Genomic DNA, 13,173 nt, shown 5'->3' with positions numbered 1-13,173 from the left:
CCGGCTCACCTCCCCGCGTGCCGCAGGGCGTCGGCCAGGACCGGCGCGTCCCGGTCCCGCCGGGACATCGACGTGGCCGGCAGCGGCCACGGAATGGCGAGTTCCGGGTCGTCGTGGGCGATCGTCACGTCCTCCGCCGGATCGTGCGGGCGGTCGATCCGGTACGAGACGTCGGCGGTCTCGGTCAGCGCCTGGATGCCGTGCGCGCACCCCGCCGGGACGTACAGGGTCACCTGCGTCTCGCCGGACAGCTCGAAGAAGGCGCGGTTGCGGTGGGTCGGCGAGTGGGGCCGCAGGTCGACGACGGCGTCGAAGATCCTCCCGTACGAGCACCGCACCAGCTTGGCCTCGCCGGCGCCCGCGCGCAGGTGCAGGCCGCGCAGGACGCCGCGGGCCGAGCGGGACACGCTGTCCTGGACGAACGCGCCCGGGTCGAGGCCCACCGAGCGGAGCACGTCGGCGTCGAAGGTGCGGCAGAAGAAGCCGCGTTCGTCGGCATGGGGCGTCGGCTCGAAGAGGTACGCGCCCGCGATCTCCGGGACCTCCGTCGCTTTCATGAAGCCTCCCGCAGGGCGTGTGCTGTCGTCGGGAACAAGGCCGCCGTCAGGGCGGTGAAGTGGTCCTCAAGGTGCCGGGCGGCGACCGCGTTCCGCTCCGCGAGCGTCCGCCGCAGCTCCGCCGAGCGCCGCTCCAGCTCCCGGAACTGCCCGAGCAGCCGGTCGGCGTCGACCTCGCGCGCCGGGTGGCAGAACGCGCCCAGGCCCATCCGGTCCATGAGCGCCTCGCTCTTCGCCGCGTAGCAGAGGGCGAGGGTCGGCGTGCCGGTCTTCAGCGCGCAGATCAGGTTGTGGTAGCGGGTCGCGACCACGGTGTCGGCAGCCGCCGTCTCCTTCATCAGGTCGGCCAGCGAGGCCGCTCGGGCGGCGGTGACCAGCGGCGAGTCGACGGCGTCGAGGATCGCGGCGACCACCGGCGCGTCGACGTCGTCGCCGGTGAGCAGCCGGACCGGCCGGCCGTCGGCGACCAGCGCGCGTACGAAGCGGGTCGTCCCGTCGAGGTAGCGGCGGTGGATCTCCGCGGCGCGGGCGCGGTCGTCGTTGCCGCCGTGGAAGGCCATGACGCCGACGCAGACCGGGCCGGGCGGTCCTGCGGGCGCGCCGGCCGGCGGCGCGGGCAGGGCGAAGGCGAGGTCCGGGTAGACCTCGTCGCGCGCGGTGTCCACGCCCATCTCCCGTATCGCGTCGCGGGACCGGGTGTCGCGGTACGAGCGGTACGCGGCCAGCCGCGCCGACCAGCGCACCAGGGCCCGGGTCGGCCGGTCGGCGATCGGGGCGGCGCCGACGCCGGCCAGCGCGACGCGGGTGCCGCAGAGCCGGCCGGCCGCGCAGAGCAGGAACAGCGAGTACGGGAAGCCCCACGGCCGCAGCGGCAGCGTGGCCTCCAGGACGCCCATGCCCGGCACGATCACCACGTCGTGCCGGCGCACCCAGGCGGTGGTGCGGACGGCGTCGACGAGTTTGCCCAGGGCCTTGCCCGCGACCGCGCCGGCCCGTGACGCGGTGCGGTATTCGCCGCGGTACCAGTGCAGCCGCGTCGCGGGGATCCCGTACCGGGCGGTGACCGCTTCGGGTCCGCCGCACAGCGCGTCCACGGCCGCCTCGGGGTGCGTGGCCCGGAGGTAGCCGAGCACGGCCTCCAGCGACCCGTCGTTGCCGAGGTTGCCGGAGCCGAGCAGGCCGAACACCCCGACGCGCACCGGGGTCTGGTGCGCCGAGGTCACGCCGGCCGCCCTTCGCGGCCGGCGACCAGGGCGTCCACGGAGACGGTGAGCCGGTCCGGGTCGACAGGGGCCCGGTCCTCGACCCGCTCGCCGGCGCCCGGCCGGGCCCGGCTGGCCATCCACTCGGCCAGGTGGCGGTAGCAGGCGCGCCGGTCGGCCGAGGACAGCGGCGCCCGCCGGATCGCCGCGACGAAGCCCCAGACGTACTCGGCGAGCAGCCGGGGCGTCGGGTGCCGCGGGCCGGCCCGGCGCGGGTCGAGGTTGACGCACCGGGAGCGCTTGGAGGGGTTCGCCCGCTCGGCGCGGGCAGGGTGGTCGCGGCGGAAGTACAGCAGCTCCGGCACCTGGTGGAAGGGCCCGTGCAGGCCGATCTCGGCGACGAACGTGCGGTCCGCGTGGTGGTAGCTGTCGTGCGGCTTCACCCGGCGCAGCACGTCGGCCCGCATCACGCCGTAGAAGTCGTCGCCGCCGGGCTCGAAGAGCATGCTGCGGAAGCGCTCCGGCGGGTGCGGCGAGTCGGTGGCGAGGGTGTACTCGTACGGGACCTTCACCCGGCCGTCGCCGTCGACGACCGCCTGGTCCGCGTGCGCGAGGATCACGTCGGGCCGCTCGTCCAGCGCCGCCACGCAGCGCCGCAGCAGGTCCCGCGCGTACAGGTCGTCGTGCGAGGCCCACTTGAACAACTCGCCGCGGCACTCGGTGAACACGTGGTTGTGGTTGGGCGCGGCGCCGATGTTCCGGGGCAGCCGGAGGTAGCGGATGCGCGTGTCGCGGGCGGCGTACCGGCGGCAGATGTCCGGCGTCCCGTCGGTCGAGGCGTTGTCGGAGATGACCAGCTCGAAGTCCTCGTAGGTCTGGCCGAGCAGGGCGTCGAGCGACTCGGCGAGGTACTCCTCGCCGTTGTAGACGGGCAGGCCGATGCTCAGCCGGGGTTGGGCGGTCATGGAGTCCTCACTTCCGGGATGGGGTGTTCGTGGCGCGCGCGCAGCGCGGACCGCAGCGTCAGCCACCACACGGCCGAGCCGGTGACGGTCGCGGCGGCGACGCCCCAGGCCGAGCCGACCGCGCCGGCCGCGGCGGCCCCGCCGAGCCCGCCGCCGGCGTAGCAGGCGGAGGCGAACAACTGGGCGCGCAGGCTGCGCCGGGCGGCGGCCAGAGCGCGCAGCCCGGCCGCCGCGCCGGCGCCGAGTCCCGCGCCCGCGACGCCGAGGGTGGCCGGGACGACGAGGTCCGAGGCCGGGTACCAGACGGTGCCGAGCACGTGTTCGCCGAGATGGTCGGGCACCAGCAGCAGCGCCGCGCCCCAGAGCAGCGCCGTGACGGCCTGCCCGGCGCCGAGCAGCAGGCAGAACCTGGCCAGCCGGTGCGGGACCTCCCGCAGCACCCGTGCCGCCTCCGCGACGGTGACCAGCGAAAGACCCATCAGCAGCGCGAGGAACGGGCCGAGGAGGAGTTCGGCGCCCCGGACCACGCCCACGGCGCCGACCCCGACGATCGCGCCGAGCCCGTACATCCGCAGTTGGGCCGCGCCGCTGACGCCGACGTTCTCGACCAGGTACCGGTAGCCCAGGTCGCGGTGCCGGCGCAGCCACCCGCGCGCTCCGGCCGGGCGGGGCCGGATCCCGGACTGGAGCCAGCCGTACGCCGCGGCCACCGCCGCCGACCCGCCCCAGGCGAGCACGAAACCGGCCACGCTGCCCGCGCGGGCCGCCAGCACCAGGGCCGGGACGCAGACGACGCCCCAGACGACGTCGTTGACGAACGCCTTGCGCCCGGTGCCCGCGGCGAAGAACGCGAACCGCCAGGCGTCCTGGAGCAGCAGCCCCGGCAGCACGACGCCGAGGCAGACGAACGCGGATCCCACCCGGCCGCCGGCGATCAGCCCGCCCGCCAGGCACGCCGCGCCGAAGGCGGCGCCGACGCCGAGCGCGGTGCCCGACGACCGGGCCGTCGCCTCGCGCCAGGACGCCTGCGGCGCGCCGCTGAAGCGCACCACGAGCGGGTCGGTGGCCAGCCCGCGGGAGACGCCGAGCACCACGCCGTACGTCACCCAGGCCAGGCTGAACACGCCGAACGCGGTCGGCCCGAGGGAGCGTGCGACGTACATCCCCACCAGGAAGTTGGACGCGCTGGAGGCCGCCTGGTCGGCCAGTCCCCAGGACAGCCGGCCGGCGACGGCCCGCCTCGTGCCCGGCCGGGGGTGCGCGGTTCGTGCCGCGGGTGCCGGCGTCTCCTGTTTCCCGGTGGTCATCGGCGTCAGACCTTCAGCAGCCCGGCGCCCTCCAGGGCGCGGGCCGCGGCGGCGACGGTGTCGAACGGCAGCGCGGAGCGCTCGGCGACGTCGAGCAGGCTGTGCTCGCCGTCGGAGAGGCTGAGCACCCAGAGCATCGCCATCTGGGCCTGCTTGGCGTCGCTGCGTCCGCCGAGCGAGTCGTACAGCCCGCGCCGGCCGAGGTGCGGCTCGCCGTAGGGGCTGAGGTTGACGTACCGCCGGTTGCGGTCCAGCACGCCGAACGCCTCGCGGCAGACGGCGAGCGTGTCCGCCATCGACTCGGCGGAGACGAGGTCCAGGTTGTCCGCCGAGGTGTGGTATTCGGGGTAGCCGGCGTACGGGGTCCGGGTCAGCGAGCCCACGCCGAGGTCGAACCCGGGCGAGCAGAACTGCCGCTCGTCGTAGCCGTACGGGGTGAACTCGGTGACCCGGTGCGGGCGTTCGGAGGCGGCCAGCACGTGCCGCAGCACCCGGTCGATCTCGGCGTCGCCGCGCCGGCTCTGCTTGTACGTCAGCCCGCCCGGATCGCCCGCGCACGCCAGCACCAGCCCGTGCCTGACCCGGCCCACCCGCTCCGCGTTGCGGGCCAGCCAGGTGATCGCCCCGATGGTGCCGGGCGCGTACAGGAAGCGGTACGTGTACCAGGGCGTCCGCTCGGCCAGTTCGCGGGCCAGGAACGTCGCCACCGCGATGCCGGCGAGGTTGTCGTTGGCCAGCGACGGGTGGCAGACGTGGCAGGAGACGAGCACCTCGTCGGCGACCTGCCCGGGGACCACGTGCTCGGCGTAGGTGAGGTGCCCGTCGGCGAGGGTGGAGTCGATACGTACCTCGTAGTCGCCGTCCGGGAGCGCGTCCAGGGTCTCCTGGGCGAGGCAGAACCCCCAGGCCGGCTCGTAGTAACTGGTGCGGTACGGCACCCAGGACGGCCGGTCCGGCAGGGTGTGCAGGTGTGCGCGCAGCTCGGCCAGCGGGAGGGTCGCCGAGACCGGCACGCTGTAGCCGAGTACGTGCAGGTTGGATTCGGCGAAGTCGACGATGCGCGTCCCGGCGGTGTCGGCGATGTACGCGTCCCGGATGTTCCACTCCTGCGGCACCGTCCAGTCGAGCACCCGGGTTCCGGTGGGCACCTCGTGCACGCGCAGCGGCACGTACTCGCCGACGATCTCCAGGGTGGCGCGCACCCCGTCGCCCGTGATGCTCCGGCACAGCGGGTACAGCCGCTCCACCAGGGCGTGCATCGCGTCGCCCGGCGCGGTCACCGGCGCCACCGCAGGGTGTCGTCGACGGCCCCGGTGCCGACCGCCGCGCGCAGCACGGCCAGCCGGGTGAAGCGCCGCTCGAAGTCCTCCCGGGTCAGCTCGTACTTGCGGTAGGCGTCGGCGAGTTCGACCGCGCCCTGCCGCACCGTCCACTCGCAGTCGAAGCCGGGTAGCGCGGCGCGGAACCGGGAGAAGTCGACCCGGTACGAGCGCGGGTCGGCCCCGGTCTCGCCGGTGATCACCACCCGCGAGCCGGGTACCGCCGCGGCGACCTCCTCGGCGATCTCGGCGACCGTCACGTTGTTGGTCTCGCTGCCGATGTTGAACGCCCGGTCGTGCACGGCCGCGCGCGGCGCGGTCAGCGCGGCGGTGAAGGCCCGGGCGATGTCGGCGGCGTGCACCAGCGGGCGCCAGGGGGTGCCGTCGGAGAGCACCAGCACCTCGCCGGACAGGAGCGCGTGGCCCACCAGGTTGTTGAGCACGATGTCCGCGCGCAGCCGGGGCGAGTGGCCGAAGGCGGTGGCGTTGCGCATGAACACCGGGCTGAAGTCGCCGTCGGCCAGCGCGTGCAGGTCGTCCTCCACCCGCACCTTGGACTCCGCGTACGGCGTCACCGGGCGCAGCGGCGCCTCCTCGGTGACCAGTTCGCCGCCGCCGGCGGCGCCGTAGACCGAGCAGGTCGAGGCGTACAGGAAGCGCCGCACGCCCGCGTCGCGTGCCAGCCGGGCCAGCCTTACGGAGGCGCGGTGGTTGATGTCGTACGTCAGCTCCGGCGCCAGCGATCCCAGCGGGTCGTTGGAGAGGGCGGCGAGGTGGATCACGGCGTCGAACCCGGCCAGGTGCTCGGCCGTGACGTCGCGCAGGTCCACGCGCCGCCCCGGCGGGTCCTCGGGCTGCGGGCCGAGCAGGCAGTCGGCGAACAGGCCGGCGTCGAGGCCGGCGACCTCGTGCCCGGCGGAGCCGAGCACCGGGGCCATCACGGTGCCCAGATAGCCCTGGTGTCCGGTCAGGAGTACGCGCAAGGGTCAACCCCCCAGGTTGAGAGTGAGTTTGGTGACGGCGAACGCCTCGGCGTAGCGCGCGTGGCATTCGATGCCGCGGATCCGGGCGAGGCCGAGGAACGCCTCCCGGTCGTACCAGGGCCGGTGCCGCTGCGAGGGGTAGTGCTCCTGGAGCAGCCGCACCTTCCGTTCGGCGATCTCGGGCGGCAGCGGCTGGTACGCGACCGGGCGGCCGAGGTCGCCGTCCCACTTGGCGATCTCGTAGCCGAGCACGAGGTGGTCGCGGAAGGCGGTGGTGACGAGCCGGGCCAGGCCGCGGTGGTCCTGGTGCGCGTCGTCGGTACGCGGCGCGAGCACCAGCTCCGCCTCGGTCCGCCCGCGCAGCTCCTCGACCGCGGCCTTGGCCTCGTCCCAGTACGCGGGCAGCCGGCCGTCCGGCAGCTTGAGCACGCTCGCCCGCACGTCGGCGCCGGGGCAGAAGGCGGCGAGCGCGGCCCGCTCCTCCTGCTCCCGCTCGCTGCCGCCGCCGGACAGCACCAGCGCGTCGACCCGGATACCGGGCCGGGCCAGGCACATCGCCAGCAGCGTGCCGCCGGCGCCGATGGCGATGTCGTCGCAGTGCGCGCCCACCGCGGCGATCCGGTCCGGGCGCCCGGCCCCGAGCCGGATCACGCGGTGCCCGCTCCGGCGCCGACCCCGCCGCCGGGCACCCTCGCACCGTCCTTCTCCCACACGGCCCACGGTCGGTCGCCCCGGGCGTACGCGGCGTCGAGGGCGGCCCGCTCCTTCACGGTGTCGGTCGGCTTCCAGAAGCCGCGGTGCCGGTGCGCCACCAGCCGGCCGCGCTTGGCCAGCCGGGCGCAGCCGTCCGCGACCAGGTCGCCGTTCTCCGGGATGTGGTCGAAGACCTCCTGGCGGAGCACGAAGTAGCCGCCGTTCTCCCACAGCGGCAGCTCGCTCACCGCGGTGATGCCCCCCACCAGGCCGTCCTCGCCCAGGTCCACGCAGTGGAACGACGACTGCGGCGGCACCACCATCATCGACGCACCGGCGTCGCGCCGCGCGAACCGGTCGATCATCTCCGGCAGCGGGGCGTCGGTGAGCACGTCGGCGTAGTTGGCGAGGAACATCTCGTCGCCGTCCAGGCGGTGCCGCACCCGGCGCAGCCGCTCCCCGATGGACGACTCGATGCCGGTCTGCGCGAACGTGATCGTCCAGGAGGCGATGTCGGTGGACAGCAGCTCGGTCCGGCCGTTGCGCAGCACGAAGTCGTTGGAGGCCGTCTCCTCGTAGTTGAGGAAGAAGTCCTTGATGTGGTGCGCCCCGTACCCCAGGCACAGGATGAACTCGGTGTGCCCGTAGTGCGCGTAGTAGCGCATGACGTGCCAGATCAGCGGGCGCGGGCCGACCATCGCCATCGGCTTGGGCACGTCGTCGGCGGCGCCGCTGCGCATCCGCAGCCCGTAGCCGCCGCAGAACAGTACGACCTTCATGGCTTGACCTCGACAATGCTGAGTTCCGGGATGGGAAAGACCAGCCGGCCGCCCCAGGCGTGCACGAAGGAGAGCTGCCCGACGAGTTCGGCCCGCAGGTTCCACGGCAGGACGAGCACGTAGTCCGGCCGGTCGGCGGCGATCCGCTCGGGCGGCAGGATCGGGATGCGGGTGCCCGGGGTGAACCGGCCGTGCTTGTACGGGTTCCGGTCGACCGTGTACGGGAGCAGGTCGGGCCGGATGCCGCAGTGGTTGAGCAGGGTGTTGCCCTTGCCGGGGGCGCCGTAGCCGACCACCGTCTCGCCGCGCTCGGCCGCGTCGATGAGGAACCGCAGGAGGTCGCGGCGGACCTTGGCGACCCGGGCGGAGAACTCGGCGTACCCGGACAGCTCCTCCAGCCCGGCGGCCTTCTCCCGGGCCAGTACGTCGGCCACCCGCCGGGTCGGCTCGTCGGCGGCCTCGGCGGGGCGGGCCCACAGCCGCAGGGAGCCGCCGTGGGTGGGCAGCAACTCGACGTCCACGAGCGCGAGTCCGCCGCTCGCCAGCGCCCGGCTCGCGGACGCGACCGTGTAGTACTGGAAGTGCTCGTGGTAGATCGTGTCGTACTGGTTCTGCTCGATCAGCGTCAGCAGGTGCTGCACTTCGAGGGAGACCCAGCCGTCGTCGGCGACCAGGGCGCGCAGCCCCCGGGTGAACCCGACGACGTCGGGGATGTGCGCGTACACGTTGTTGGCCGCGACCAGGTCCGCCGGACCGTGCTCGGCGCGGACGGCCGCGCCGGTCCCCGGATCCAGGAACTCCGTCAGCGTGGGCACACCGGCGGCCCGCGCCGCGGCGCCGACGTTCACCGACGGCTCGATGCCCAGGCAGCGGATCCCGCGGTCCACCACATGCCGGAGCAGGTAGCCGTCGTTGCTCGCCACCTCGACCACGAAGGCGTCCCGGCCCTCGGCGTCCAGGCCCAGCCGGCGTACGGCCTCGGCGACGAACGCCCGCGCGTGGGCCACCCAGGAGGTCGAGTACGAGGAGAAGTACGCGTACTCCTTGAACGTCTCCTCCGGCGTGATCAGCGGCGGAATCTGCGCCAGCCAGCAGTCGGTGCAGACCCGCAGGTGCAGCGGGTACGCCGGCTCCGGCCGGTCGAGTCCGTCCGCGGCGAGAAAGCTCTCGCACGGTGGTGTCGCCCCGAGATCGACGACGCTCTCCATCGCTGCCGAGCCGCAGAGTCGGCATCGTGTCATCTGCTCTCCCCATCCCCCCTGCCCGGGCGGGTGTCCCCGCCCCGGGTCAGCGCTGACCGGCCCGCGATCGCGGTGCGGTACTCCTCCACCAGCCGCTCCAGCCCGACGTCCGGGCTGAAGCCCTCCTCGTAGCGGCGCCGGGCCGCCCGGCCCATCTCCCGGTTGCGGACCGGGTCGGCCGCGATCCGGCGCACGCACGACGCGAGCGAGGCGGGGTCGCCCGGCCGGTGCAGCAGACCGGTCACCCCGTCCTCGACGAGTTCCACGAAGGCGGCATGGCCGGCGGCGACGGCCGGGACGCCGGCCGCCATCGCCTCCACGACCACCAGGCCGAACGTCTCCAGGGCCAGCGACGGCGCCACCACGGCGACCGACCGCGCGACGGCCCGCCGGCACTCCTCCGGGTCGTACAGGCCGACGAACCGCACGTCCTCCCGGCCCGCCGCCCAGGCGGTCACCTCCTGCTGGAGCGGCCCCGCCCCGGCGATCACCAGCGGCACGCCGACACCGCCCGTCGCGGCGATCTCGTCCCACGCCGCCATCAGCAGCCGCACGCCCTTGGCCTCCGCGAGCCGGCCGAGGAAGAGCACGTGCTCGCCGTCGGCCGACCGGGAGTTGCCGGGGTCGGGGACGAAGTTGTGCTTCACCGCCATCCGTTCGGGCGGCATCCCGGCCCGCACCAGGACGTCGCGCTGCGCCGCGGAGATGCACAGGAACCGCGCCACGCCCGACCACCACCGGCGCCGGTTGGCCGACAGGCTGACCGCGAGCGGCACCGTCGCCAGCCGGGAGCCGCGGTAGCAGCCGTGCCGGACGGCGGGCAGCGGCGTCGACCCGACGCACTCGGTGCACTGCCGGCCGTCGCGCCGCAGCGTGCCGGGCGGGCAGATCTGGGTGTAGTTGTGCAGCGTGGCCACGGCGGGCACGCCGGCGTCGGCGCAGGCGGCCAGCACCGCGGGCGACAGCAGCGGGAAGACGTTGTGGACGTGCACCACGTCCGGCCGCTCGGCCCGCAGCCGGGCGGTGAGTTCCCTGCGGACCGCCGGGTTCCACGGCACCAGCAGCGGCACCGCGGCCTTGCCGGGCAGGGACCGGCCGGCGATGTCGTCGCTGCGCCGCTCGAACAGCTCGACCCGGTGGCCGGCCGCGCGCAGCAGCGCCGACTCCTCGTCGACGACCCGGTTCTCGCCGCTCGGCTGCGCCGAGACGTAGCGGTTGTGCACCACGAAGACGTGCATGGTCGGGTCAGCTCCGATCCCGGGCCCAGCGCGGGGCCCGACGTCGGGGAACGGCGGGCACCGGCGGCGGCGCGGCCGGCTGGGGCGTCGCCAGCAGCGAGGCGGCCACCGCAAGGTGCAGCAGGTACGGCGAGGCGTCGCCGAGACCGGCCTCGGTGTACGAGGAGACCGCGCAGAAGCTGATCAGGAAGATCGCGCAGGCCCGCGGCAGCGACGGCGGCCGCAGCAGCGCGACGCCGCCCAGCACGAGCAGGAGCGCCGCGACGATGGCGGCGCCCACCAGGCCCTGCTCGTGGTAGACGGCCAGCCAACTGTTGTCGATCGGCAGCCCGTCGTACGACTTGTCGCCCAGGCCCGTGCCGAACAGCCGCTCCGAGGTCGTCCGGGGCGCCGCCAGCAGCGCGTCCCAGACCTTGGCCCGGCCGGTGAGGCTGGAGAAGTTCTCCCGGCTCTGCCCGCGCAGGAACCACGCCTGGAGCGCGGAGGCGAACCCGACCGCGGCCACCGCAGCGATCAGCACCGCGCCGGCGAAGAACCGGCGGGCGGCGGCGCTGGTCAGGATGAGCGAGCCGATCGCCAGCGTCAGCCCGACGAGCAGGCCGACCGTCGCCGTCCGGGTGTGGCTCATCGCGAGCAGGACGAGCGCGGGCCCGACGACCACGGCGGCGCTCGCCCCGGTCGTGCGGCGGCCCAGGAGGAGCAGCCCGGTGAGGCCGATGATCACCGCGGAGTACTGGCCGATCTGCGGCGGGGTGAGCGGCCACAGCGCGCCGACCAGCCGCCCGCCGTACAGCTCGGGCATGGCCGTCCCCGGCGAGACGGCGAGCCCGGCGACCACCGACGCGAGCACCGCGTAGTACATCCGTATGTGGCTCCGGACGAACGTGAAGCCGCCGTCCCACCAGCGGCTGAGTAGCCACAGCGTGCCGACGAAGAGGGCCAGCCGCGTGCAGCGGAACAGCGCGCCGAACCCGGGCTCCGGGTGCACGCTGGCGATCAGGCTCGGTACGACCAGCAGGGTGAGCAGCAGCACGTAGGCGCTGGGCCGGATGCGCAGCCGCGGATTGACCGCCAGCGCCAGCGCGAAGGCGAGGCCCAGCGCGCCCATGGTGACCATCTGGATGAGGGAGCGGGGCAGCGGGAAGATGGTCTCCGCCCCGGCGGAGCCTAGGGTGTTGAGGCCCAGCAGGCCCCAGACCACCCCGACGAGCCGCGGCGTGCCGGCGGTCCGCAGGCCGGCGCCGGCCGGTGCGCCCGCCGCGGCCGTCCTGTCCGCTGTGTCCGCCTTGTCCGCTGTGCCTGTCGTGTCCGGTGGGACCGGGGTGGCCGGTGGCCCGCCGGGCGTCGGGTCCCCGCTCATCTCACTCACCGCCCCGCAAGTCGAAGGTGCTGCCCGCGTCCTGCCGGTACGGCATGCCCTGCCACTGCACGAAGTCGAGCGTCCGGCCCTGGTCCTGCGCGACGAAGCTCCACGGTCCGACGTAGGCGTTGTGGTGCCAGCGGTTGCGCTGCCTGCCGGTGATCGCCTCGGCCACCCGCTCGCCCTTGTACGGCGACCACTCCGGATACGTGCCGTAGTTGGCCAGCACCGCCATCCGCCCGCACGCCGCCGAGCACTCGACCACGGCGGGGTCCAGCACGAAGCGGTTGTGGTGGACCTCCACGCGCTGGGTCTTCCACCGGCAGTCGGAGTAGAGGGGCGCGGTGGCGATCGCCGGCCGCTCGCAGCGGTCGGCCTCCGGCACCAGCAGCGTGCACTCGCCGGTCGAGGTGTTGGCCGGGCTGTTGCAGAAGCGGTCGGCGTTCTCCCACAGGGTGATCCCGGACCAGTTGTTCTCCAGCACGTTCCGGTAGATCTCGACCTTGTCGGTACGGGCCGGTATCCGCGGTTCGCCGCCGGACTCGGACACGTAGAGGCTCGCGTACGGGAAGTCGTCGCCGCGCTCGGCGTACTTGCGGCCCTCGACCCAGGTGTTCCGCCGGATCGTGTTGTTCCTGATGACCGCGTTGTAGCTGGTCTCGTACATCAGCGCGGCACCGTCGTTGGCCTCCAGCACGTTGTTCTCGATACGGAAGTCGTTGTTGTTGTTGTCCGCCCACAACCCGGCTCCGCGGTTGTCGTGCACCCAGTTGCCGCGTATGTCGGCACCGTCCACGGCCCAGAACTTGACGCCTCCGGTGCAGCCGCAGCCCGGCCTGCGCCGCTCCCAGTCGTCGGTGTTGTTGTCCGTGATCTCGTTGCCCTCGACCACCAGATCGCGGATGGCGTCGCCGGCCTGGTACGCGTTCATGCCGTACTGGCCGTTCCCGCGCAGGCAACTGGCCCGGACCTGCTGGCGGGCGCCGGCCATCAGCCCGGCGCCGGAGTTGTTCCGGATCGTCGCGTGCTCGATCACCCAGCCGTCGGCCGAGTCGTGGTTGACCACGCCCTCGTTGTGCGGCGCGACGAAACCCTGCACGGTCAGGAAGCGGACGGTGACGTCGCGGGCCGTACCGCCGAACGCGTACTGGTTGGTCCTGCGGCCGTCGAGCACCGCGGCGGGCGCGCCGAGATAGGTGTTGCCCTCCTTGGGGACGACCTGGGCGTAGCGGTCCGGCTCCAGCCGGTGCTTGCCCGGCCGCAGCCAGAACGTGGTGTTCGCGGGGCTGCTCGCGGTCTTCGCCGCCAGGTCGCCGACCACCGCGGGGTCGACCGTCACCGCGCCCGCCGGCGGCCTCGCCGGCCCGGCCGCGGGCTCGGCGCACACCCGGGCCACGGACGCGGACGACGACGCGGCCTTCGGCTCCGCCCGGTCCTCGTCGGACGTGTCCCAGCAACCGGTCGCCAGCAGGGCCAGCGCCAGCGGTGCCGCCGATGACGCCCAGAGCCGCCGCTTGATCACCACGCCT

The 13,173-nt window shown here is 74.2% G+C and carries 12 protein-coding genes; all 12 read right to left on the bottom strand.

From position 1 onward, the window contains the following. Positions 1–5: 5 nt before the first annotated feature. The 12 genes from QBL21_RS13240 to QBL21_RS13185 are packed head-to-tail and all read right to left on the bottom strand — an operon-like array spanning position 6 to position 13,166. On the bottom strand, positions 6–557 hold the full coding sequence (locus QBL21_RS13240; RefSeq protein ID WP_407562355.1) for a dTDP-4-dehydrorhamnose 3,5-epimerase family protein: 552 nt from the start codon (positions 555–557) through the stop codon (positions 6–8). Further along, entirely contained in the window at positions 554–1,780 is a 1,227-nt protein-coding gene (locus tag QBL21_RS13235; RefSeq protein WP_407562354.1) for a polysaccharide pyruvyl transferase family protein, read from the bottom strand. Before QBL21_RS13235 ends, QBL21_RS13240 begins: the two co-directional genes overlap by 4 nt. Beyond that, on the bottom strand, positions 1,777–2,724 hold the full coding sequence (locus tag QBL21_RS13230) for a glycosyltransferase family 2 protein (RefSeq protein ID WP_407562353.1): 948 nt from the start codon (positions 2,722–2,724) through the stop codon (positions 1,777–1,779). Before QBL21_RS13230 ends, QBL21_RS13235 begins: the two co-directional genes overlap by 4 nt. Next, on the bottom strand, positions 2,721–4,031 hold the full coding sequence (locus QBL21_RS13225; protein WP_407562352.1) for a hypothetical protein: 1,311 nt from the start codon (positions 4,029–4,031) through the stop codon (positions 2,721–2,723). Before QBL21_RS13225 ends, QBL21_RS13230 begins: the two co-directional genes overlap by 4 nt. Before the next feature lie 5 nt (positions 4,032–4,036). After that, a complete protein-coding gene (locus QBL21_RS13220) occupies positions 4,037–5,320 on the bottom strand; it encodes a DUF4910 domain-containing protein (RefSeq protein ID WP_407562351.1) in 1,284 nt (427 codons plus the stop codon). Next, the gene (locus tag QBL21_RS13215; RefSeq protein ID WP_407562350.1) at positions 5,308–6,333 is read right to left on the bottom strand and encodes an NAD-dependent epimerase/dehydratase family protein; all 1,026 of its coding nucleotides are present in this window, start codon (positions 6,331–6,333) and stop codon (positions 5,308–5,310) included. The genes QBL21_RS13220 and QBL21_RS13215 overlap by 13 nt, the downstream gene beginning before the upstream one ends. Before the next feature lie 3 nt (positions 6,334–6,336). Then, complete coding sequence (locus tag QBL21_RS13210; RefSeq protein WP_407562349.1) at positions 6,337–6,984, bottom strand: PIG-L deacetylase family protein; 648 nt, start codon at positions 6,982–6,984, stop codon at positions 6,337–6,339. Then, positions 6,981–7,805: a glucose-1-phosphate cytidylyltransferase gene (locus QBL21_RS13205; protein ID WP_407562348.1), complete on the bottom strand. Its 825-nt coding sequence runs from the start codon at positions 7,803–7,805 to the stop codon at positions 6,981–6,983. The genes QBL21_RS13210 and QBL21_RS13205 overlap by 4 nt, the downstream gene beginning before the upstream one ends. Then, positions 7,802–9,046 carry a class I SAM-dependent methyltransferase gene (locus QBL21_RS13200; protein ID WP_407562347.1) on the bottom strand — a complete coding sequence of 415 codons (1,245 nt, stop codon included), beginning with the start codon at positions 9,044–9,046 and terminating at the stop codon, positions 7,802–7,804. Before QBL21_RS13200 ends, QBL21_RS13205 begins: the two co-directional genes overlap by 4 nt. Continuing rightward, a complete protein-coding gene (locus tag QBL21_RS13195; RefSeq protein WP_407562346.1) occupies positions 9,043–10,284 on the bottom strand; it encodes a glycosyltransferase in 1,242 nt (413 codons plus the stop codon). Before QBL21_RS13195 ends, QBL21_RS13200 begins: the two co-directional genes overlap by 4 nt. A gap of 7 nt (positions 10,285–10,291) precedes the next feature. Next, on the bottom strand, positions 10,292–11,644 hold the full coding sequence (locus QBL21_RS13190) for an O-antigen ligase domain-containing protein (protein WP_407562345.1): 1,353 nt from the start codon (positions 11,642–11,644) through the stop codon (positions 10,292–10,294). Between the two features lies 1 nt (position 11,645). After that, positions 11,646–13,166, bottom strand: coding sequence for a right-handed parallel beta-helix repeat-containing protein (locus QBL21_RS13185; protein WP_407566408.1), 1,521 nt, complete (start codon positions 13,164–13,166; stop codon positions 11,646–11,648). Positions 13,167–13,173: the final 7 nt, after the last annotated feature.

This window comes from Streptomyces sp. 184, from assembly GCF_045781775.1.
Taxonomy (GTDB): Bacteria; Actinomycetota; Actinomycetes; order Streptomycetales; family Streptomycetaceae; genus Streptomyces.
The sequence above is the reverse complement of the archived record's forward strand: the minus strand, read 5'-3'. Positions and strand labels throughout refer to the sequence as shown.